The organism is Sphingopyxis sp. BE235 (assembly GCF_031457175.1).
GTDB lineage: Bacteria > Pseudomonadota > Alphaproteobacteria > Sphingomonadales > Sphingomonadaceae > Sphingopyxis.
Map to the genome: position 1 here is coordinate 256388 of NZ_JAVDWC010000003.1, position 21732 is coordinate 278119.

Annotated in this window: 21 protein-coding genes; 14 read left to right on the top strand and 7 right to left on the bottom strand. The window is 65.0% G+C overall.

All coding sequences use genetic code 11. The features are described 5' to 3' along the window. Nucleotides 1-104: 104 nt before the first annotated feature. The 3 genes from J2X38_RS14875 to fghA are packed head-to-tail and all read left to right on the top strand — an operon-like array spanning nucleotide 105 to nucleotide 1846. Nucleotides 105-485 (top strand): VOC family protein, encoded by a 381-nt coding sequence (locus tag J2X38_RS14875; RefSeq protein ID WP_058537359.1) that lies wholly within the window; start codon nucleotides 105-107, stop codon nucleotides 483-485. A 9-nt stretch (nucleotides 486-494) separates the two neighbouring features. Next, nucleotides 495-1001 (top strand): prolyl-tRNA synthetase associated domain-containing protein, encoded by a 507-nt coding sequence (locus J2X38_RS14880; protein ID WP_405053461.1) that lies wholly within the window; start codon nucleotides 495-497, stop codon nucleotides 999-1001. Continuing rightward, nucleotides 998-1846, top strand: a complete 849-nt coding sequence (gene fghA, locus J2X38_RS14885; RefSeq protein WP_310255200.1) for an S-formylglutathione hydrolase — start codon at nucleotides 998-1000, stop codon at nucleotides 1844-1846. Before J2X38_RS14880 ends, fghA begins: the two co-directional genes overlap by 4 nt. Before the next feature lie 79 nt (nucleotides 1847-1925). Here fghA and J2X38_RS14890 read toward each other — a convergent pair whose 3' ends face one another. The 5 genes from J2X38_RS14890 to J2X38_RS14910 all read right to left on the bottom strand — a co-directional run bounded on the left by J2X38_RS14890 (nucleotide 1926) and on the right by J2X38_RS14910 (nucleotide 6765). Then, nucleotides 1926-2912 carry a quinone oxidoreductase gene (locus J2X38_RS14890; protein WP_310255201.1) on the bottom strand — a complete coding sequence of 329 codons (987 nt, stop codon included), beginning with the start codon at nucleotides 2910-2912 and terminating at the stop codon, nucleotides 1926-1928. 100 nt (nucleotides 2913-3012) lie between these two features. After that, nucleotides 3013-4860 carry a DEAD/DEAH box helicase gene (locus J2X38_RS14895; protein ID WP_058537356.1) on the bottom strand — a complete coding sequence of 616 codons (1848 nt, stop codon included), beginning with the start codon at nucleotides 4858-4860 and terminating at the stop codon, nucleotides 3013-3015. Between the two features lie 67 nt (nucleotides 4861-4927). Beyond that, nucleotides 4928-6106, bottom strand: a complete 1179-nt coding sequence (locus J2X38_RS14900; protein WP_310255202.1) for an NAD(P)/FAD-dependent oxidoreductase — start codon at nucleotides 6104-6106, stop codon at nucleotides 4928-4930. Between the two features lie 6 nt (nucleotides 6107-6112). After that, nucleotides 6113-6292 carry a hypothetical protein gene (locus J2X38_RS14905; RefSeq protein ID WP_293969336.1) on the bottom strand — a complete coding sequence of 60 codons (180 nt, stop codon included), beginning with the start codon at nucleotides 6290-6292 and terminating at the stop codon, nucleotides 6113-6115. Beyond that, entirely contained in the window at nucleotides 6289-6765 is a 477-nt protein-coding gene (locus J2X38_RS14910) for a GreA/GreB family elongation factor (protein ID WP_310255203.1), read from the bottom strand. The genes J2X38_RS14905 and J2X38_RS14910 overlap by 4 nt, the downstream gene beginning before the upstream one ends. A 121-nt stretch (nucleotides 6766-6886) precedes the next feature. On the opposite strand from J2X38_RS14910, the gene J2X38_RS14915 reads away from it, so the two are divergent. Together J2X38_RS14915 and J2X38_RS14920 are read left to right on the top strand one after the other, a co-directional pair. Beyond that, nucleotides 6887-7642, top strand: coding sequence for a head GIN domain-containing protein (locus J2X38_RS14915; protein ID WP_310255204.1), 756 nt, complete (start codon nucleotides 6887-6889; stop codon nucleotides 7640-7642). A 43-nt stretch (nucleotides 7643-7685) separates the two neighbouring features. Then, nucleotides 7686-8396, top strand: coding sequence for a head GIN domain-containing protein (locus J2X38_RS14920; RefSeq protein WP_310255205.1), 711 nt, complete (start codon nucleotides 7686-7688; stop codon nucleotides 8394-8396). Nucleotides 8397-8558: 162 nt separating this feature from the next. Here J2X38_RS14920 and J2X38_RS14925 read toward each other — a convergent pair whose 3' ends face one another. After that, on the bottom strand, nucleotides 8559-9362 hold the full coding sequence (locus J2X38_RS14925) for an SDR family oxidoreductase (RefSeq protein ID WP_310255206.1): 804 nt from the start codon (nucleotides 9360-9362) through the stop codon (nucleotides 8559-8561). Between the two features lie 113 nt (nucleotides 9363-9475). On the opposite strand from J2X38_RS14925, the gene J2X38_RS14930 reads away from it, so the two are divergent. The 9 genes from J2X38_RS14930 to J2X38_RS14970 all read left to right on the top strand — a co-directional run bounded on the left by J2X38_RS14930 (nucleotide 9476) and on the right by J2X38_RS14970 (nucleotide 19601). Continuing rightward, a complete protein-coding gene (locus J2X38_RS14930) occupies nucleotides 9476-9991 on the top strand; it encodes a hypothetical protein (RefSeq protein WP_310255207.1) in 516 nt (171 codons plus the stop codon). A 14-nt stretch (nucleotides 9992-10005) separates the two neighbouring features. Continuing rightward, entirely contained in the window at nucleotides 10006-11010 is a 1005-nt protein-coding gene (locus tag J2X38_RS14935; RefSeq protein ID WP_058799863.1) for a TonB family protein, read from the top strand. Nucleotides 11011-11101: 91 nt separating this feature from the next. Beyond that, on the top strand, nucleotides 11102-11368 hold the full coding sequence (locus tag J2X38_RS14940; RefSeq protein WP_058537349.1) for a hypothetical protein: 267 nt from the start codon (nucleotides 11102-11104) through the stop codon (nucleotides 11366-11368). A 108-nt stretch (nucleotides 11369-11476) separates the two neighbouring features. After that, nucleotides 11477-14212, top strand: a complete 2736-nt coding sequence (gene secA / locus J2X38_RS14945; protein ID WP_310255208.1) for a preprotein translocase subunit SecA — start codon at nucleotides 11477-11479, stop codon at nucleotides 14210-14212. A 194-nt stretch (nucleotides 14213-14406) separates the two neighbouring features. After that, the gene (locus J2X38_RS14950) at nucleotides 14407-15846 is read left to right on the top strand and encodes a circularly permuted type 2 ATP-grasp protein (RefSeq protein ID WP_058537347.1); all 1440 of its coding nucleotides are present in this window, start codon (nucleotides 14407-14409) and stop codon (nucleotides 15844-15846) included. After that, entirely contained in the window at nucleotides 15846-16787 is a 942-nt protein-coding gene (locus J2X38_RS14955; protein WP_310255209.1) for an alpha-E domain-containing protein, read from the top strand. Before J2X38_RS14950 ends, J2X38_RS14955 begins: the two co-directional genes overlap by 1 nt. Then, on the top strand, nucleotides 16784-17587 hold the full coding sequence (locus J2X38_RS14960) for a transglutaminase family protein (protein WP_310255210.1): 804 nt from the start codon (nucleotides 16784-16786) through the stop codon (nucleotides 17585-17587). The genes J2X38_RS14955 and J2X38_RS14960 overlap by 4 nt, the downstream gene beginning before the upstream one ends. A gap of 46 nt (nucleotides 17588-17633) precedes the next feature. Next, complete coding sequence (locus J2X38_RS14965) at nucleotides 17634-18365, top strand: peptidase (RefSeq protein ID WP_037518395.1); 732 nt, start codon at nucleotides 17634-17636, stop codon at nucleotides 18363-18365. A 48-nt stretch (nucleotides 18366-18413) separates the two neighbouring features. After that, entirely contained in the window at nucleotides 18414-19601 is a 1188-nt protein-coding gene (locus J2X38_RS14970) for a serine hydrolase domain-containing protein (RefSeq protein ID WP_310255211.1), read from the top strand. 91 nt (nucleotides 19602-19692) lie between these two features. On the opposite strand, the gene acs is transcribed toward J2X38_RS14970, so the two are convergent. Continuing rightward, complete coding sequence (gene acs / locus J2X38_RS14975) at nucleotides 19693-21657, bottom strand: acetate--CoA ligase (RefSeq protein WP_310255212.1); 1965 nt, start codon at nucleotides 21655-21657, stop codon at nucleotides 19693-19695. Between the last annotated feature and the right edge of the window lie 75 nt (nucleotides 21658-21732).

The following is a 21732-nucleotide window of genomic DNA, read 5'->3' on the forward strand; positions in this document are numbered from 1 at the left end:
GGTTCGTCATTTTTGACGAATCCGGAACAGAAAGGCGGCTGGTCCTGCCCGGCGGGACAGCGTAGGTATCGATTCGCAACCAAAATCAGGAGGAGCAAAAGGCGATGTACAGTCACAATATGGTCGGGGCGAACGACCTCGAAGCCGCCAAGAAATTCTATGACGCGACCTTTCAGGCGATCGGCGGCAAGCCCGCGATCACCGACGACAAGGGCCGCCTGATCTATATGTACAATGGCGGGCTGTTCCTCGTCGGTGCGCCGATCGACGGCGAACCCGCGACCGCGGGCAACGGCTGCACGATCGGCTTTGCGATGGAAGGCCCCGAGCAGGCCAAGGCGTGGCACGACGCCGGCGTCGCCAACGGCGGCACTTCGATCGAAGACCCGCCGGGCGTGCGCGAAGGCGGGTTCGGCCAGCTCTATCTCGCTTACCTGCGCGATCCCTCGGGCAACAAGCTCTGCGCGCTCCACCGCGTCGTCTGAGCCGATAGCATGATGCGAGGCGAAGCGGGATTGCTGGCCGATTTGGGTGTGCTCGCGATCCCCTTTGCCGCGCATGAGCATGAAGCGGTGTTCACCGTTGCCGAGAGCGACGCGGTGCACGCCGCGATGCCGGGGGCGCACACCAAGAATCTGTTCCTGAAGGACAAAAGCGGCGCCTTCTGGCTCGTCACCGTGCCGTCCGACGCGCACGTCAATCTGAAGGCACTGCCCGGCGCGATCGGATGCAAGCATGTGAGCTTCGGCAAGGCCGAGGATATGGAGCGGTTGCTTGGCATTTCGCCGGGGTCGGTGACGCCGCTCGCGGCGATCAACGCCGTGCCGGGGAGCATCACCATCGTGCTCGACGAAGTGCTGGCGATAGCGGAAACGGTCAACGTCCACCCGCTGCGCAACACCGCGACGCTCGGGCTGCCGGGCGCAACGATCCTCGACCTGCTGCGTCATTGGGGGCATCAGCCACTTGTCGCCGCCATCCCTGTGCAGGAAGAATCATGACCCTCGAAACCCTCTCCACCGTTCGCAGCCATGGCGGCACGCAGGGCGTGTACAAGCATGCGAGCACGACCACCGGCACCGACATGATTTTTGCGGTCTTCATCCCCGATCACGCGCCGGGGGCCAAGCTGCCGGTCCTCTGGTATCTGTCAGGGCTGACCTGCACCCACGCCAATGTGATGGAAAAGGGCGAATATCGCGCGGCGTGCGCCGAACATGGCGTGATCTTCATCGCGCCGGACACCAGCCCGCGCGGGGAGGGTGTTCCCGACGATCCCGATGCCGCATGGGATTTCGGGCTGGGCGCGGGTTTCTATGTCGATGCGACCGAAGAGCCGTGGGCGAAGAATTACCGCATGCGCTCATACATCGAGGATGAGCTGCCCTCGCTGGTGCTGCGCAATTTCGCTTCGGCCGACCTGAGCCGGCAGGCGATCACCGGCCATTCGATGGGCGGGCATGGCGCGCTGACCATTGGCCTCCGCAATCAGGATCGCTTTCGTTCGGTCTCGGCCTTTTCGCCGATCGTCGCGCCGCTGCAATGCCCGTGGGGTGAAAAGGCGCTCGGCAATTATCTCGGTGACAACCGCGAGGACTGGCACGCCTATGACGCGTGCGCGCTGCTCGATCAGGGGCTGCGCGTGCCCGACCTGCTCGTCGATCAGGGTGACGCCGACAATTTCCTCGCCGAGCAGCTCAAGACCGAATTGCTGGTCGCGGCGTGCGAACGCGCGGGGCAGAAGGCCGAGATCCGGATGCAGCCCGGGTATGACCACAGCTATTATTTCATCTCGACCTTTTTGGCCGAGCATGTTGCGTGGCATGCGGAGCGGTTGAAGGCGTAACGTCGCCCCCGCGAAGGCGGGGGCCGCTATCGGCCTTTTGCTACATCTCCAGCGGCCCCCGCCTTCTCGGGGGCGACGGTTAGGAATGCTCCGGAATCAGCAGCGTCGACCCCGTCGTGCGCCCCGCCTGCAAATCGGCGTGCGCTCTTGCCGCATCCTGCAACCCGTAGCGCTGGCCGACGGTGATCTTCACCGCGCCCGATGCGATCATCTCGAACACGCGCGCGGCGCCCGCGGCGCGTTCGCCGGGAAGGTGGTAGTAGTCGAACAGGGTCGGGCGGGTGACGAACTGCGACCCATGCTGCGCCAACACGCCGAGGTTGACGCCGGTCACCGGCCCGCCGGCATTGCCATAGCTGACGATCAGCCCGCGCCGCGCGGTGGCCTTTAGCGAGACGTCCCACGTCGCCATGCCGATGCCGTCGAAGGTCACGGGCACGCCCTGGCCGTCGGTGATTTCGCGGACGTGCGCGGCGACGTCGTCGGCCTTGTACATCAGCACATGGTCGGCGCCGGCTTCGCGCGCGGTGTGCGCCTTGGCCTCGGTGCTGACGGTGCCGATCACAGTCGCGCCGATCGCCTTCAGCCACTGGACGAGGATGAGCCCGACCCCGCCCGCGGCGGCGTGGACGAGCACGGGCGAGCCGGCCTGAACCTTCGCGCAGCGTTCGACGAGCATTTCGACGGTGCAGGCTTTGAGCAGCGCGGCGGCGGCGGTTTCATCGTCGATGTCGGCGGGGAGTTTGAACAGCGAGGCCGCGCCGACGATCCGCGCGCTGGCATAGGCGGTGCGTTCGGGGCCGAAGGTCGCAACGCGGTCGCCGGGCTGGAGGCCGTGGACGTCGGCGCCGACGGCGATGACTTCACCAGCCGATTCGACGCCAAGCCCGCTCGGCAGCGGAACGGGATAGGTGCCGTCGCGGTGATAGGTGTCGAGATAGTTGAGCCCGACCGCGGTCTGTCGCAGCAGCACCTGGCCGGGGCCGGGTTCGCCAAGCGTCACCTCGCGCCAGTCGATGACCTCGGGTCCGCCCTGGCTTTCGATAAAGGCTTCGATCGCTTGCATGCGCCGCTCTCCTGCTGTCCGGACCATCTGGTGGGCCGGACGGAAGAGCGCAAGGGCGGTGCGATAAAAGCCCCTCCCCGTCGGGGGAGGGGTTCAGGGTTTATTTCGACGGACGGCGCGGACTGCGCTGACCGAAGGGCTTGGGCTTGTAGCGTTCGTTGCCGCCGGGACCGCCGGGGCCACGCGGGCCGCGCGGACCCGAACGATCGCCGAAACCGCGATCGCCGCCGGGCGCACGGCCGAGCGTGCTGCGGGGCGCGTTGTCGCGCGGACCCTTGTCGCGGCGCGGCGGATAGGTCGGGCCGTCGGGCGCTGGCGTGATCGACACGCCGCTGTCGTCCTCGCCATCGGCGTTGGCGCTGCGCACCACCGCTTCGGCGAAGCGATCGGCTATGCCACGCGGGATGTTGAACATCGTTTCCTTGGGACCGATGCGGATCGCGCCGATCTCGTTCTTGCTCACATGGCCGCGGCGGCAGAGCAAAGGCAGGATCCAGCGCGGGTCGGCATTCTGGTGGCGGCCGATATTGAGGCGGAACCAGACGCTGTCCTCGAAGCCCTCGCGGTGATCGCCACCGCGCTCCGGACGTTCGAAACGTTCGCCGCGCTCGGGGCGGCCGGCGGCGTCGCGGCCGCGCGGGCTGTTGTCGAGAAGATCCTCGGGCGGCGGCATCAGCGCGCGGTGCGCCTGGACGAGCGACGCGGCGATGTCCTCGGGCGTGCGCTCGGCCATCAGGCGCTGCGCGAGTTCGATATCCTCGGGCTCATGCTCGACCGGCGTGAGCAATTTCTCCATCAACCGTTCCTGATCGCGCTTGCGCACGTCGGCGGCGGTCGGCGCGTCCATCCATTCGGCCTCGATGCGCGCCCCGCGCAGCATGCCGTCGACGCGGCGGCGGCGCGGGTAGGGGACGATGATGACCGCGGTGCCCTTTTTGCCCGCGCGGCCGGTGCGGCCCGAACGGTGCTGGAGCGCTTCGGCGTCGCGCGGGATTTCGACGTGGATGACGAGGCTGAGCGTCGGAAGATCGATGCCGCGCGCGGCGACGTCGGTCGCGACGCAGACTTTCGCGCGGCGGTCGCGGAGCGCCTGCAGCGCGGCGTTACGCTCATTCTGGCTATGCTCGCCCGACAGCGCGACCGCGGCGAACCCGCGCTCGACGAGGCTGGCGTGGAGGCGGCGGACATTGTCGCGCGTCGCGCAAAACAGCATCGCGGTCTCGGCATCGTGGAGGCGGAGCAGGTTGACGACCGCGCCTTCGATGTCGGCGGGAGCGACGGTTACCGCCTGATAGGCGATGTCGCCATGGCCGCGGTCTTCGCCGACGGTCGAGATGCGCAGCGCATCCTGCTGGTAACGCTTGGCGAGCTGGACGATCGGCTTCGGCAGCGTCGCCGAGAAGAGAAGCGTGCGGCGCGTTGCGGGGGTGCCGTCGAGGATTTCCTCAAGGTCGTCGCGAAAGCCCATGTCGAGCATTTCGTCGGCCTCGTCTAGCACCGCGACGCGGAGCGCGGTGAGGTCGAGCGCGCCGCGTTCGAGGTGATCGCGCAGGCGACCCGGGGTGCCGACAACGATCTGCACGCCCTGACCGAGCGCGCGGCGTTCCTTGCTGGCGTCCATGCCGCCGACGCAGGTCGCGATGCGCGCGCCCGCCTTGGCATAGAGCCAGCCGAGTTCGCGGCTGACCTGCAGCGCAAGCTCGCGCGTCGGCGCGACGATCAATGCGAGCGGCGAGGTCGCGAAGGGCAGGCGGCCGTCCTCGATCAGCTCGTCGGCCATCGCGAGGCCGAACGCGACGGTCTTGCCCGAGCCGGTCTGTGCGGAGACGAGCAGGTCGCGGCCTTTGGCCTCGCCTTCGGTGACTTGCGTCTGGACGGGGGTGAGCGCTTCATAGCCGCGCGCGACAAGGGCGTCCGAAAGGACGGGAGAAAGATTTTCGAAAGGCATTTTTATCTCAATAATATGGGCGGTCACCGGTGCGGTGACGGGCCGACGGAAAAGGGGCTCAATGGGCTTAAATCACCTGTCCGGCAGCGTGTCCGCTGGCCCAGGCCCATTGAAAATTATAGCCGCCTAACCACCCTGTGACATCTACGGCTTCGCCGACCGCATAGAGGTTCGGGACGGTTTTGGCCATCATTGTTTGCGAGGATAGGTTTGCAGTCGAGATTCCGCCGACCGTGACCTCAGCTTTGGCGAAGCCTTCGGTGCCGTTGGGGCGGAAAATCCAGCCCGCTAGCTGCGCCTCTGCATCGGCGAGTTTGCGGTCGGTCTGGGCGCCGAGTTCGCCGGGAAGCGCAAGGCGTTCGGCGAGGGTTTCGGCGAGTCGGTCGGGAAGCAACGCTCCCAGGGCCGCGCGCAGGGTGATGCGGGGACGGGTGCGTTTGGCGTCGTGCAGCCAGCCTTGCGGGGCATCGGGCAAGAGGTCGATCGTCACGGGTTCGCCGTGGCGCCAATAGCTGCTGACCTGCAGGATCGCGGGGCCGGAAAGGCCGCGATGGGTGAACAGCGCGGCTTCGCGGAAGGCGGCCTTGCCCGCGCGCGCTTCGACGGGGGCGGCGATTCCCGACAATTCGCGGAACAGCACATCGTCGCCGCCCAGCGTCAGCGGAACGAGCGCGGGGCGCGGCTCGACCACTTTCAATCCGAACTGACGCGCGAGGTCATAAGCGAAGCCCGTCGCGCCCATCTTGGGGATCGACGGCCCGCCGGTCGCGATGACGAGCGCTGGGGCAGTGAAACTCTGATCGCCGAAGCGGACGGTGAACTTGCCGTCGGCGTGGGTGACATCGCTCACCGGCTGACCGGTACGCACCTCGACGCCGGCTTTTGCGGCCTCTTCGAGCAGCATCGCGACGATCTGTTTCGCCGAGCCGTCGCAGAAGAGCTGGCCGAGCGTCTTTTCATGATAGGCGATGCCGTGGCGTTCGACGAGCGCGATGAAATCGGCGGGAGTGTAGCGTGCGAGCGCCGATTTCGCGAAATGCGGGTTCGCCGAGATGAAGCGGTCGGGCGCGCTATTCACATTGGTGAAATTGCAGCGCCCGCCGCCCGAGATGAGGATCTTCTTGCCCACCGCGTCGGCGTGGTCGAGCAGCAGCACGCGGCGGCCGCGCGCGCCCGCGACCGCGGCGCACATCAGCCCGGCCGCGCCGGCACCCAGCACGATGGCATCAAATTCATTGGTGGACATGGTGGATCAGTGCAGCTTTGCGATCGGAAGGCTGTCGGCCTTGGCGCGCGCCTTCACCGACTCCTCGCTGCGCGTCAGCGCTTTCGCGATCGACTTCAGCGGCATGCCCTTTTTGGCGAGCGTGTGGAGCTTGTCGATCTCGGTCGGGGTCCACGGCTGTTTGTGGCGTTCGAACTTGTCTTTCATGCCTGCGTCTCCGGATCGGTTTCGACGGCGAGGATCGCGATCGCATCCTCGCGGTCCTGATATTCGACGCTCTCGCCGGCCTCGGCGCCCATCAGCGCGCGGGCGAGCGGAGCGGAAAAGGCGATATGGCCGCGTGCCGGGTCGGCTTCGTCGCCGCCGACGATGGTGATCGTCTTTTCGGCCTTGTTCAGCCGGTACGTCACGCGGCTGCCGATGCCGACGCTGCCATCGGCGGGCGGCGCCTGCACCTCGGCGGTCGATTGCCGCGTATGGAAATAGCGCAGGCGGCGCTGCAACTTCTTGCGCGCGTCCTCGTCTGCGGTTCCCGCGATCTCGCGCTCAAGCCGCGTGACCTCTTCGCCGAGCAGGCGCAGTCCGCGCGGGGTCACCAGGTTCGGGCCGACCGCGATGGGCAGCTCGAATTCGGGTTCCTTATGCTCGTCGTCGCTCTCGCGGCGAAAGGCTACGCTCATGGTCGGGCTTTCGGTTTCGGGGAGAAATTGCCCTCTGGACGCCGAAGGTGGCGACAAGATGGCAGACCGCTGGACAGCGTCCGACATCGTGTGTTATGTAAGCAATACACAGAGGAGATTGATGATGCGGAACTGGATGATGGCGATTTTGCCGCTGGCGCTTGTGACCGGCTGTAACGGCGCGGCGCCGAGCAACGACAAGCCGGCCGAACGGCGCGGGCCGCCGGCCAGCGTCGGTCCGATCACGACGCAGACCTATGATCTGACCGGCTTTACCGCGGTCGAGGTTTCGGGTCCCGACGACGTCACCATCCGTCAGGGCGACAGCTTCTCGATCAGCGCGCGTGGCCGCAAGGAAGCGCTCGACCGGCTCGAGATCAAACTCGACGGTCCCGATTTGAAGATCGGCCGCAAGCGCGAGGGTTTCAGCTTTTCGAGCAACGACGAGGATGACGTCGATATCGCGATCACCCTGCCTCGGCTGAACAAGGTGCGCCTGACCGGATCGGGAACGATCGACGCCGACAATGTCGACGGCGACGCTGTCGAGGCCGTGGTCACCGGATCGGGCGACCTCAAGGTCGCGAAGCTGACGGGCAAGCGCGCCGACATCACCGTGTCGGGATCGGGCGATATCGAGATTGGCGGCGGCACGATCGGGTCGGGCGAGCTCAGCGTCACCGGGTCGGGCGATATCGACGCCGACGGGCTCGTCGCAACGACGCTCGAGGTATCGGTCACCGGATCGGGCAATGTCGACGCACAGGCGACCGGCAAGGCCGATATCCGCATCCTCGGGTCGGGCGATGTGACGCTTGGCGGCGGCGCGAGCTGTTCGACGCGGCAAATGGGTTCGGGCACCGCGACCTGTAAATGATGCAATACTGGTGCCGCCTGCCCGTACGGGGTAAGGCGGCACCATGACGCTTGCCACAAGATGCGCCGCGATCGCGGCCGCCGCCCTGCTTGCTGCCGGCCCCGCATGGGGCGCCGAAAAGCGTTTTGGCCTCACCAGCTTCGAGACGATCGACGTCAGCGCCGATGTGACGGTCGAGGTCGTGACGCGCGCGCCCGTCAGCGCCGTGGCTACCGGGCCGCAGGATGCGCTCGACCGCCTGAGCGTCGAAGCGCGCGACGGCAAGCTCGTGATCAGCGAGCGCCAGTTCGCGGGCGACGAGAAGCGCCGCGGGCCGCGCGGTCCCGTGACGGTACGCATCAATGCCGCGAACCTGCGCGCGGCGACGCTTTCGGGCGCGGGGTCGCTCCAGATCGACAGACTGAAAGGACAGCGCGCGATGGTCGGCCTGCGCGGGCCCGGGCGGCTGGTCGTCGGCCAGATTAGTACCGATCGGTTGCAGGTCGCGATGATCGGAAACGGTACGATGACCCTCGGCGGCGCCGCCAAGAACGCGCAGATGACATTGTCGGGTGCGGGCGCGGTCGACGCGGGCGCGCTGTCGGTCGACGAGCTGATCAGCGACAGCGAGGGGGCGGGCGATCACATCCTGCGCGCGGCGAAGAGCGCGGCGATCACCTCGCGCGGGATCGGCAAGACCGTCGTGCTGGGTAGGCCGGTCTGTACGGTGCGCAATGTGGGTAGTGGGTCGGTGACGTGCGGGAACGAAAAATAGCCGGCAAGTTTTCGACCTGACCTATCTATCATCGTCATCCCGGACTTGATCCGGGATCCGTAGCCGCACCATCGTCGTGGATCCCGGATCAAGTCCGGGATGACGAAGTGCGTGGGGGAACCGCACCTGCTCACCCCGAAGCCGGCGCCACTGCCGAATAGCTCAATGCGCCGCGGCGCCCAGCGCGTCGATCTTCTTCGACTGGCGGACAATCAGTCCGGGGAACCAGCGCGCGAGGCGTGACAGGCGCTTTGCCATCTTGCCGACCGTGGTGTGGACGCTCGTCCCGTGCACCGCGTCCCACGCGGCTTCGGCGACGCGCTCGACGGGGACGATTTCGAAGCCGCTGTCGGACAGGCGGGTGCGCGCGGGTTCGTTGCTGTCGGCGCTGACCTGATCGAGCAGGGGCGTGTCGATGAAGCCCGGCATCAGCGAACGGACCTTGATGCCATGTTTGGCGAATTCGATTTCGAGCGCTTCGGTGAGGCCGCGTACCGCGAACTTGGTCGCCGAATAGATGGCGAGGCCCGCGACCCCGTAGAATCCCGACGCCGATCCGGTGTTGAGGATTGTCGATCCCGGGGTCGCGCGCAGGAGCGGCAGCGCCATATAGATGCCGTTGACGACGCCGCCGAAATTGATCGCGATCAACCGATCGGCCTCGGCCGGGGGCATATCGGCGAACTGCCCGCCCGTGCCGATGCCGGCGTTGTTGAAGAGGACGTCGAGGCGGCCGCCGCTGGCTTTCGCAAATTCGTCGAGTGCGGCCTTCCACTGGTCGCGATCGCGGACATCCATCACATGGCGCGACGACGCGCCTTCGGCGAGCAGCGCGGCGGTTTCATCGATCCCGGCGCGGTTGACGTCGGCGATGCCGACAAACCAGCCCTGCCCGGCGAAATGGCGCGCGACCGCACGGCCGATCCCCGATCCGCCGCCGGTGATGAAAATCGCCTTTCGTGCCATGGGGCTCCTCCTTACATTGATGTCAGCGCGACAAGATGCGAAGTGGACGTTTCCGTCAAGCGGCAATCGCGGCTTGGCAAGGCGAAGCACGGCTCGCTAAGAGGGCGCCGATGATGACCCGCGGCCTTCGCTTTTTCTTCCTGTCGTTGCTGATGCTGTGCGCGGGCCTCACCGCCCCGGCGCGCGCCGAGGTGGTCGTGAGTTTCTACAGCCATGATTTCGGCGACCGGTTCCCGCATGCCTTCATCGTGATGAAGGGCACACTCGATGCGACGGGCGAGGTGGTCGACGCCAATTACGGTTTCACCGCGGTTTCGGTCAGCCCCGCGATCCTTCTGGGATCGGTGAAGGGCAAGGTGGAGTCGTCCGAGCCCGATTATATCGCCAAGAGCGATCGCCAGTTCGACGTGACGGTCGACGATGCAACCTATGCGCTGGTGATGGCCAAAGTTGCCGAATGGCGTGACCGCGAGCAGCCGAGCTACAGCCTGAACAAGCGCAACTGCGTTCATTTCGTGATGGAGCTGGCCGAAGTCGTCGGGTTGAAGGTCGACCGGAAGAGCAAATTGTTCAAGAAGCCGAAGAGCTTTCTGATCGAAGTAAAGGGCTTGAACCCACAATTGGGATGAAGGGGGAGGGGGCAATGTTGCAATCGGGGATAGCGATCGTGCTGGCGCTGGCTGCGGCGCAAGGAGACGCCGCAGACGTGGAAAAGGGGATGGCACCGGCGACCAATCCGGGAAGCTGGGTCACGAACGACGACTATCCGGCGAGCGCGATGCGTGAGGAGCGCGAAGGAACGACAGGATTCAAACTGACGATCGGCGCTGACGGTCTGCCCACGGGCTGCGACATCATCGCGCCGAGCGGCCATGGCGATCTCGATGCGCTGACCTGCCAGCTGATCCTGCAACGCGCGCGCTTTACGCCGGGGCGCAACGCGCGCGGCGACGCTGTCGGCGGGACATACAGCAACCGGATACGCTGGCAGATCCCCGGGAAAGGCACCTATCCGGTAGCGGTTGCTGGCTTCGACCTCGACCCGGCTCAGGAAAGCTGGCCGCGCGGTGCGATCCCCGACGACGCGTTCAAGCGCATCGACCCCGCCGCCCACTATCCCGCGGCAGCGCGCGCTGCGCGCGAGGAGGGCGTGGTCCACATGGAACTCAATATCGACAGTGCCGGGCAGGTCGCGGGTTGCAAGGTCAATGAAAGCAGCCTGTCCGCCACGCTCGACGCGGCAGCATGCGCGTTGATGCGCAGCGACGGCAAATTCTTGCCGGCGCTCGACAGCGAGGGAAAGCCGACGAAGGGGGTCGTCGCGGCGAAATTCCAATGGGCGCTGCCACGCGACGCCGGGGACGGTGGCGCCGGCGTATCGATTCCGTCCGGTCCGACTTTCCCGTTGGGAGAGCCGGGCAGCGCGACGATGACGGTGCTGCTGGGCGCCGACGGCCGCGTCGAGGAATGCCGCTTTTCGAACACCGGCAAATTCGGTGCTGCACCGAACGGAATGACGCCCTGCGACATGTTCGGCTCGCAGGCGCGTTTCACGCCTTTCGTCGACGCCAATGGGACGAAGGTTGCGAAACGGGTGATTCTGCGAAGCGACCTGACGATCGAGGATGCCCCGGCGGTCGCCAAATGAGCCGCCAGCCCTAGACGTCACACGACTTTCACCCTATGTTCAGGGAACGGGGCGCAATAATCAGGGCTCCGGATGTAGTTAGGGGCGATTCTTGCGGCTGTTGCTGACCCTTTTGGCATTACTGACCGGCCTGGCGACCGCCGACCGGGCCGTTGCCGCGCCTGCCGTTCCGGCGGCGATGGGGTCGCTGGTGATGTTCGCCGAAACCGCGGGCAAGGCCGAAACGAGCGACGTCGAGCGTCGCCCGACCACCACGACGCCGACCCGCCGCGTCTCCAGCGGGAGCGGCAAGCCGCGCAAGGCGGCCCCGCCGCATCTTCCCGGCCTGCTCACCGGCAGCGACCGCGCGCTCGAATAGAGCGGCTTTTTCGCGCCTTTCTTGAGGCGCCGCCCCGCAAAGGGGCCTTTTTCATATGTTCGCGCGGTCGAAGCGCCGCCAATTCATTCTAATCCCAAGGGAAATTCCATGTTTTCTGGCCTTGCCAAGAGCCTGTTCGGCTCGTCCAACGACCGTTATGTCGCCTCGATCCGCAAGATCGTCGACAAGATCAACGCGTTCGAACCCGCGATGCAGGCGCTCGATGACGCCGGGCTGCAGGCGCAGACGCAGGCGTTCCGCGATCGGCTCGCAGCCGGCGAGACGCTCGACGACATCCTGCCCGAAGCCTTTGCGACGGTGCGCGAGGCCGCGGTCCGCACGCTCGGCATGCGCCATTTCGACGTGCAGATGGTCGGCGGCGTCGTCCTCCACCGCGGCGAGATCGCCGAAATGGCGACGGGCGAAGGCAAGACGCTGATGGCGACTTTGCCCTGCTACCTCAACGCGCTCGAAGGCAAGGGCGTCCATGTCGTTACCGTCAACGACTATCTCGCGACGCGCGACGCCGAATGGATGGGCACCGTCTATGGCTTCCTGGGCCTGACGACCGGCATCATCGTCCCGAACCTTAATGAGACGCAGCGCCGCGACGCCTATAACAGCGACATCACCTATGCGACGAACAACGAGCTGGGGTTCGATTACCTCCGCGACAATATGAAGTTCGACCGCCAGCAGATGGTCCACCGCACCTTCAACTTCGGCATCGTCGACGAGGTCGATTCGATCCTGATCGACGAAGCGCGCACCCCGCTGATCATCTCGGGTCCGACCGACGACAAGTCCGAGCTTTATATCCGCGTCAACGAAGTCGTCCTCAACCTGACCGATGATGATTATGAGAAGGACGAAAAGTCCAAGTCGATCAACCTGACCGAGGACGGCACCGAGCATGTCGAGCGCCTGCTCGAAGCCGCCGGCCTGCTCCAGGGCAACAATCTCTACGACATCGAAAACACGCAGGTCGTGCATCACGTCAATCAGGCGTTGAAGGCGATCCAGATGTTCCGCATCGACACCGACTATATCGTCAAGGACGGCAAGGTCGTGATCATCGACGAATTCACCGGCCGCATGATGGACGGGCGGCGCTGGTCCGACGGACTGCATCAGGCGGTCGAGGCGAAGGAGGGCGTGCAGATCGAGCCCGAGAACCAGACGCTCGCATCGATCACCTTCCAAAATTATTTCCGCATGTACCCCAAGCTCAGCGGCATGACGGGCACCGCGGCGACCGAAGCCGCCGAATTCTTCGACATTTACAAGATGAATGTCGTCAACATCCCGACCAACCGTCCGATCGCGCGCGTCGACGACGAGGATGAATTCTACAAGAATATCACCGACAAGTTCGGCGCGATCGCCAAGACGATCCGCGAGGCGAACGAGCGCGGCCAGCCGGTGCTCGTCGGCACGGTATCGATCGAAAAGTCTGAGCTGCTGTCGTCCTTCCTTGAAAAGGACGGCGTGCCGCATAGCGTGCTCAACGCGCGTTTCCACGAAAGCGAAGCGCATATCGTCGCGCAGGCGGGCCGCACCGGTGCGGTCACGATTGCGACGAACATGGCGGGCCGCGGCACCGACATCAAACTCGGCGGCAACGAAGAATTCCGCATCGGCGACGAATTGAAGGACCTGCCCGAAGGCGCCGAGCGCGACGCCGCGATCGCCCGCATCCACGAAGAGGTCGCCGCCGAGCGTGAGGCGGTGCTCGCCGCGGGCGGGCTGTTCGTGCTCGCGACCGAGCGTCACGAAAGCCGTCGCATCGACAACCAGCTGCGCGGCCGTTCGGGGCGCCAGGGCGACCCCGGCCTGTCGAAATTCTACCTCTGCCTCGACGATGACCTGCTGCGCATATTCGGCCCCGACACCTTGTTCTCCAAGATGATGAACAAGAATCTGGAGGATGGCGAGGCGATCGGATCGAAATGGCTGTCGAAGGCGATCGAGACCGCGCAGAAGAAGGTCGAGGCGCGCAACTACGACATCCGCAAACAGGTCGTCGAATATGACAACGTCATGAACGACCAGCGCAAGGTCATCTATGAACAACGCGGCGAGATCATCGACAGCGAGACCGTCGACGAGGTGATGACTGCGATGCGCGCCGAAACGGTCAATTCGATCATCGCCGACGCATGCCCCCCGGGCAGCTATCCCGAACAGTGGAACGTCGAACAGATGAAGGAGCGGGTAGAGAACATCCTCGACCTTTCGCCGCCGATCGATGCGTGGATGCAGGAAGACGCGGTCGACGCCGAAATGTTCGAGGAACGCATTCAGGCGGCAGCCGACGCGGTCGCCGCCGAAAAGGCGGCGCTCGTCGATCAGGAAACGTGGAAGGGGATCGAGAAATCGGTGCTGCTCCAGACGCTCGACCATCATTGGAAAGAGCATTTGTCGACGCTCGACGCGCTGCGTCAGGTCGTGTTCCTGCGCGCCTATGCGCAGAAGCAGCCGATCAACGAATATAAGCAGGAAGCCTTCGCGCTGTTCGAGCGCATGCTGCAGAATATCCGCGAGGATGTGACGCGCACCGTGGCGCGGATCGACCTGCGCTTCGAAGAGCCCGAGCCGATGCCGCTGCCCGACCTGCCCGATTTCCTGACCACGCACATCGATCCGTTCACGGGCGAGGACAACAGCGCCGATCTCGACGGTGGACAGTTGGGCGTGATCGCGAACACGCTGCCGCCGATGCAGATCCCGCGTCCGGACATGCCCGAGGGAGACAATCCCTATGCGACGCTCGACATCAGCCGCAACGCGCCGTGCCCGTGCGGTTCGGGCCGCAAGTATAAGCACTGCCACGGCGCGATTTGACGCGCTCGCCGCACGCCTTCGGGCGCGGGGCAAGTGTTTGATGTTACGGTAACACCACGGCTTACGCGCCCGCTTGCCAAGGCCCGCGGGCGCGATTAGCATTGGCCTCACAAGCCTGGTGGCCACGTAGCCGTCAGGTAGCGCAGCAGCAGGAACATGAGTGCGCCGCTCGCTCTCGCGCGGCGGATGATGGCATGTTGCGTGGAAAGGGCAGGCGCATTTCATTTTTCGACGAAATGACGAGCCAGGAGGGCGGAACCCGGTCGCCCTATCGCGAATATTGCGGGTGGTTCGAGGCCGAGGATGCGACGCGCATCCAGCGCAAGGCGCAGCAGGCCGAGGCGCTGTTCCGTACCACCGGGATCACCTTCAACGTCTATGGCGCCGCCGACGGCGACGAGCGGCTGATCCCCTTCGACGTCGTGCCGCGCATCATTTCGGCGAGCGAATGGCGCCGCCTGTCGCGCGGCATCGAACAGCGCGTGCGCGCACTCAACGCCTTTCTCCACGACATTTATCACCGGCAGGAGATATTGCGCGCCGGGCGCGTGCCGACCGACCTGATCGCGGGGAACGAGGCGTTCCTGCCGATGATGATGGGGCTCGACCCGCCGGGCGGCATCTATACGCACATCAGCGGCACCGACATCGTGCGCACCGGCGCCGATGAATTCTACGTGCTCGAGGATAATGCGCGCACCCCGTCGGGCGTGTCCTACATGCTCGAAAACCGCGAAACGATGCTCCAGATGTTTCCCGAGCTGTTCGCGAAAGTGCCGGTGCGCGAGGTCAGCGACTATCCGATCAACCTCTTGAAATCGCTCGCCGCGTGCGCACCGCCCGCATGCGGCGGCACGCCGACCGTCGCGGTGCTGACCCCCGGTATCCACAACAGCGCTTATTATGAGCACAGCTTCCTCGCCGACCATATGGGCGCCGAACTGGTCGAGGGGCATGACCTGCGCGTTATCGACGGGCGCGTCGCGATGCGCACGACGCAGGGCTATAAGGCGATCGATGTCGTCTATCGCCGCGTCGACGACGATTTCCTCGATCCGCTGAATTTCCGCCCCGATTCGATGCTCGGCGTGCCGGGGATATGGGACGTGTATCGCGCGGGCGGCATCACCATCGCCAACGCGCCCGGCACCGGCATCGCCGACGACAAGGCGCTCTACAGCTATATGCCCGACATCATCGAATTCTATACGGGCGAAAAGGCGCTGCTTCCCAATGTGCCGACGTGGCGCTGTTCGGACCCCGAGCATTTGCGCGAAGTGCTCGACCGGCTGCCCGAACTCGTCGTCAAGGAAGTCCACGGGTCGGGTGGTTACGGGATGCTCGTCGGCCCCGCGGCGAGCAAAAAGGAGCTCGCGGCCTTCCGTGCCAAGCTGGAGGCGAACCCCGGCAATTATATCGCGCAGCCGACGCTGTCGCTATCGACCGTGCCGATCTTTACGAAGAAGGGCCTCGCGCCGCGCCACGTCGACCTTCGCCCCTTTGTGCTGATGTCGCCGCAGGGGGTCACGATCACGCCGGGTGGGTTGACGCGCGTCGCGATGACCAAGGGATCGTTGGTGGTGAATTCGAGCCAGGGCGGCGGCACCAAAGACACCTGGGTATTGGAAGACTGATGCTCGGCAAGACCGCAGGCTCGCTCTTCTGGATGGCGCGTTACCTCGAGCGAAGCGAGAATAATGCGCGCCTGATCGACGCGGGGTTTCGCATCGCGCTGACGCGGTCGAGCACGGCGGCGGCCGAATGGAAGTCGGTGCTCGTGACCGCGGGGGTCAATCAGGCATTCAAGGCGGCGCACGGCGATTACAGCTCGGCGCGCGTGATCGACTTCCTGCTTCGCGATCCCGCCAATCCGTCGAGCATCCTTTCGGTGATCAAACTCGCGCGCGACAACGCGCGCACCGCGCGCACCGCGCTGACCCGCGAGACGTGGGAGGCGGTCAACACGAGCTGGATGACGCTGGTTGCGCTGCTGAAGCGGCCGGTGCGCGAGGACGATCTGCCCGATGTGCTGACGACGATCCGCCAGCAGAGCGCGCATGTCCGCGGGGCATTGAACGGCACGATGCTGCGCAACGACGGCTATCATTTTGCGCTGCTCGGTACGTTTCTGGAGCGCGCCGACAACACCGCGCGCATCCTCGACGTCAAATATTATCTGCTGCTGCCGTCGGTCGCGCATATCGGCACGTCGATCGACAATGTGCAGTGGGAAACGATTTTGCGGTCGGTGTCGGCGCACCGCGCCTATCGCTGGCTTTACGGGGCCGAGATCAGCGCGCTCAAGATCGCAGAATTCCTGATCCTCTATCGCCAGATGCCGCGCAGCCTCGCTTTCTGCTGCGAGCGGATGGAGGATCATCTGGCGCAGCTGCAGCGGCATTATGGCGAGGAGACCGAGGGCTGGCGGCTGGCGCATGCGCTGAGCCATGAGAAGCTCGCCGGGCCGATCCAGTCGATCTTCGACGGCGGCCTGCACCAATATGTGACCAGCTTTCTTCGCGACACCGCCGCTCTCGCACGGCAGGTCGAGCGCGATTACAGGTTTGTGGAATGAAACTGCGCGTCGAACATACCACCCGTTATCAATATGATGCGCCGGTCAGCTATGCGCTGCAGCAGCTGAAACTCACGCCGAAGGACCGGCCGGGGCAGCAGCGTGTCCATGGCTGGACGATCGAGGTCGAGGGCGGCGCGCAGCAACTGCACTACACCGACCACCACGGCAACGGCGTCGACCTGATTGCGGTGCAGGGCGGGGCGAGCGAGATGGTCATCCGCTGTCAGGGTGAGGTCGAGCTGGAAACCTGGGACGGCGTGATCGGGCAGCATCGCGGCGCGATGCCGCTGTGGACCTTTCTGCGACCCACGCCGCTGACGCGCGCGGGGCGGCACGTCCGCGCGCTGACCGCACAGCTCGGCCGCGACTACAGCAATGATATCGAGCGCGCGCATGCGCTGTCGGCGCTGATCATCGACCGGCTGGCGTACCGGATCGGCTTTACCGATGCCGAGACGACCGCCGAACAGGCGCTCGGCAGCGAGGGCGGGGTGTGCCAGGACCATGCGCATATCTTCATCGCCGCGATGCGCCACCTTGGCCATCCGGCGCGTTACGTGTCGGGCTATCTGATGATGAACGACCGCACGCATCAGGATGCGACGCACGCATGGGCCGAGGCGCATTTCGAGCATATCGGATGGATCGGCTTCGACGTCAGCAACGGCCATTCGCCCGACCAGCGCTATATTCGCGTCGCGACGGGGCTCGATTACCGCGACGCTGCCCCGGTTCGCGGCATGCGCTATGGTGCGGCGCAGGAAAATCTGGTTGTTCAATTGCAGGTCCAGCAATAAGCGGGCCGGACGATCAGGACTTTCCGGGCGGGGAAAACGGGATTCGATGACTTATTGCGTTGGCATGCGTTTGAACAAGGGACTGGTGTTCATGTCGGACACCCGCACCAACGCGGGTGTCGACGACATTTCGCAGGTCCGCAAGATGCGCAGCTGGCACGTGCCCGGCGAGCGCGTGATCACATTGATGTCGGCGGGAAATCTGGCGACGACGCAGGCGGTCGTCAGTCTGCTCGACGAGCGCACCAAGGCGCCCGAAGAACGCCAACCTTCGATCCTCGCCGCGCCGTCGATGTTCGCGGTCGCGACGATCGTCGGCGAGACGCTGCGCAACATCGTGATGCGCCACAGCGACGAAGGGCCCGCGGCGGAATCGCTGTTCCGCGCGTCGCTGATCGTCGGCGGGCAGATCAAGGGGTCCGAACCGCGGCTTTTCCTGATCTATCCCGAGGGCAATTTCATCGAGGCGGGCGAGGATAATCCCTTCTTCCAGATCGGCGAGACCAAATATGGGCGGCCGATCATCGTGCGCTCGTACGACCCGGCGATGTCGTTCGAGGATTCGGTGAAGCTGCTTTGCGTCTCGTTCGATTCGACGATCCGCGCCAATGCCGGCGTCGACCTGCCGATCGACCTTCGCGTCCATGAGCGCGACGATTTTGCCACGGTGCGCGAACGGCGGTTCGAGCGCAACGACCCCTATTTCGAAAGCGTCGCCGACGGCTGGGCCGAGGCATTGGGCATCGCGCTCGCGGAGCTTCCCGACTTCCATTTCTGACCGCCTTCGGCCACCGTCTCCTTTCGTGGTTGAACAGGAGGGATCGCCATGTCGCGCTGGATTGCTGCCGCACTTGTTCTGATAGCCAATCCGGCGGCGGCCGAAGAGTCGCGCTTCGATGCGGCGCTTGGCGACTTTCGCGAGCTGCACCGCAGCGAAGCCGGCCGGGCGAAGATCGCGGGAAGCAGTTTCTACGTTGTACGTGACGGCCGGACCGTCGTTGCCGACCATCTGGGCGAGCAGGATGCCGACGCGCATGTCCCCGTCGATGCCGACACCATCTATCATTGGGCATCGATCACCAAGACGATGACCGGGATCGCGATCATGCAATTGCGCGATCGTGGGCTGCTGTCGCTCGACGATCCGGTCGTTCGCTATGTCCCCGAACTGGCGGCCGTCCACAATCCCTATGGCGACACGGGAGCGATCACGCTGCGCCAGCTAATGAGCCACAGCGCGGGCTTTCGCAGCGGCACCTGGCCGTGGCGCGATCATGACTGGCAGCCGTTCGAGCCCAAGGGCTGGGCGCAGTTGGCTGCGATGCTGCCCTACACTCGGGTGGAGTTTAAGCCGGGAAGCCGTTTCGGCTACTCCAATCCCGGCATCGTCTATTTAGGGCAGGTTATCGAGCGTTTGTCGGGCGAGGGTTATGAAGTCTATGTCGACAAAAACATCCTGAAGCCGCTGGGCATGCATGCCAGTTATTTCGATCGCACCCCGCCGCACCTGCTGCGGCACCGGTCGCACAGTTACTATATTCGCGACGGCCGTCGGGTCGCGGCGCCGTTCGATGTCGATACGGGGGTGACGGTGTCGAATGGCGGGCTCAACGCGCCGATGCCCGATATGGCAAAATATGCGGCGTTCCTGCTCGGCGATCCGGCGCGCCAAGCCGACTATGATCTGGTGCTGAAACGGTCTTCGCTCGAGGAAATGTGGGCGCCGCAAATCGCGGCGGGCGAGGATTTCACGCAAGGCCGCATGGCGAAAACGACGCAGAGCGGGCTGTCCTTCTTCATCGACCGCAGCGCGGGGGTGCGTTTCGTCGGACATAATGGCGACCAGAACGGCTTTCGCGCCTATCTGAGCCTCTGTCCCGACCAGCGCATCGGCAGCCTGCTGGCGTTCAACACCGAAACGCGCGGCGTCGAGAATAGTGCGGCCAATCGCAAAACGGCGGAATCGCGCATCGCGCTCGCGACCGATCGCCTGTGCGAGGCGCTGGCGAAATAGTCCGACTTTCTCGTCACCCCGGACTTGATCCGGGGTCCAAGGACGCGCCGTCGCAATGGATCCCGGATCAAGTCCGGGATCCCGATTGAGGCTATTTGTTCTTCCGTCCTTCGATCAGCCCGTCGACGAGGCTCGGATCGGCGAGCGTCGACGTGTCCCCCAGCGACCCGAAATCATTCTCGGCGATCTTGCGCAGGATGCGGCGCATGATCTTGCCCGAGCGCGTCTTGGGAAGCCCGGGCGTCAAATGGATATGGTCGGGGGTCGCGATCGGACCGATTTCCTTGCGCACCTGCTGCTTGAGCGCCGCAGCGACCTCTTCTGTCGGCTCGACCCCGGCGTTGAGCGTCACATAGGCATAGATGCCCTGACCCTTGATGTCGTGCGGGAAGCCGACGACCGCGGCCTCGGCGACAAGGTCGTGGAGGACGAGCGCGCTTTCGACCTCGGCGGTGCCCATGCGGTGGCCCGAGACATTGATGACATCGTCGACGCGGCCGGTGATCCGCCAGTAACCGTCGGCATCGCGGCGGCAGCCGTCGCCGGTGAAATATTTGCCCTTGTAGGTCGAAAAATAGGTCTCGGCGAAGCGCTGATGGTCGCCATAGATCGTCCGCGCCTGCCCGGGCCAGCTGTGCGTGATGCACAGATTGCCCTCGGACGCGCCGCCGGTCTGCTCATCGACGAGCACGCCGCCCTCGGCGTCCACCAGTTGCGGCCGGATGCCGAAGAAGGGGCGGCCGGCGCTGCCCGGCTGCATCGGATGCGCGCCGGGCAGGGTGGTGATCATGATGCCGCCGGTCTCGGTCTGCCACCAGGTGTCGACGACGGGAACGCGGCCTTTGCCGACGATTTGGTGATACCAGCGCCACGCCTCGGGATTGATCGGCTCGCCGACGCTGCCGAGCAGGCGGAGCGACGACAGATCGTGGCGCGTCACATACTCGTCGCCCTCGCGCATCAGCGCGCGGATCGCGGTCGGCGCGGTGTAGAGGATGTTGACCTTGTGCTTGTCGACCACCTGCCAGAAGCGGTCGTGGCCGGGATAGTTCGGCACGCCCTCGAACATCAGCGTCGTCGCACCATTCTGGAGCGGGCCGTAGACGACATAGCTGTGTCCGGTGACCCAGCCGATGTCGGCGCTGCACCAGAAGATTTCGCCGGGGCGATAATCGAAGCCATAATAGAAGGTGCTCGCGGTCCAGACGCTGTACCCGCCGACAGTGTGGAGCACGCCCTTCGGCTTGCCCGTCGAGCCCGAGGTGTAGAGGATGAAGAGCGGGTCTTCGGCGTTCATCGGCTCGCACGGGCACGTGTCGTCGACGTCGGCCGACAGCGCGTCGTACCAATGATCGCGGCCTTCCTTCATCGCGATATCGCCGCCCGTGTGCGCGATGACGAGCACCGCCTTCACGTCGACGCGTTCCAATGCCTTGTCGACATTGGCTTTCAGGGGAACCGTCTTGCCGCCGCGCAGCCCTTCGTCGGCGCAGATCACCCAGTCGCTCGCGCAATCCTCGATCCGGCCATGGATCGCCTCGGGCGAAAAGCCGCCGAAGACGACGCTGTGGACCGCGCCGATACGCGCACAGGCGAGCATCGCCACCGCGCCTTCGGGGATCATCGGCATATAAATGGTAACGCGGTCGCCCTTTTGGACGCCCATCTTCTTCAGCGTGTTCGCGAAGCGGATGACGTCGGCGAGCAGCGCGGCATAGCTGATCGTCCGCGTCTCGCCGTCGGGGGCGTCGGGTTCGAAGATGATCGCGGTGCGCTCGCCATGCCCCGCCGCAACATGGCGGTCGACGGCGTTGTGGCAGAGGTTGAGAACGCCATCCTCATACCATTTGATTTCAACGGGATCGTACGACCAGTTGCCGATCGTGGTCGGCGGCGTGATCCAGTCGATCCGCTTCGCCTGTTCGGCCCAGAATGCATCGGGGTCGTCGATGCTCTGCGCGTAGAGCCGGTCGTAATCGGCGGCGCTGCAGTGCGTGTTCGCCGCGGCATCGGCCGGAACGGGAACAAAGGGCTCGGACGGCGACAATTCGGACAAGGACGACTCTCCCATTCGGGTTTGCATTGTTCGCCCGCTGCGATAACCCGCGAGCCACAAACTGCAAGGGCGTGT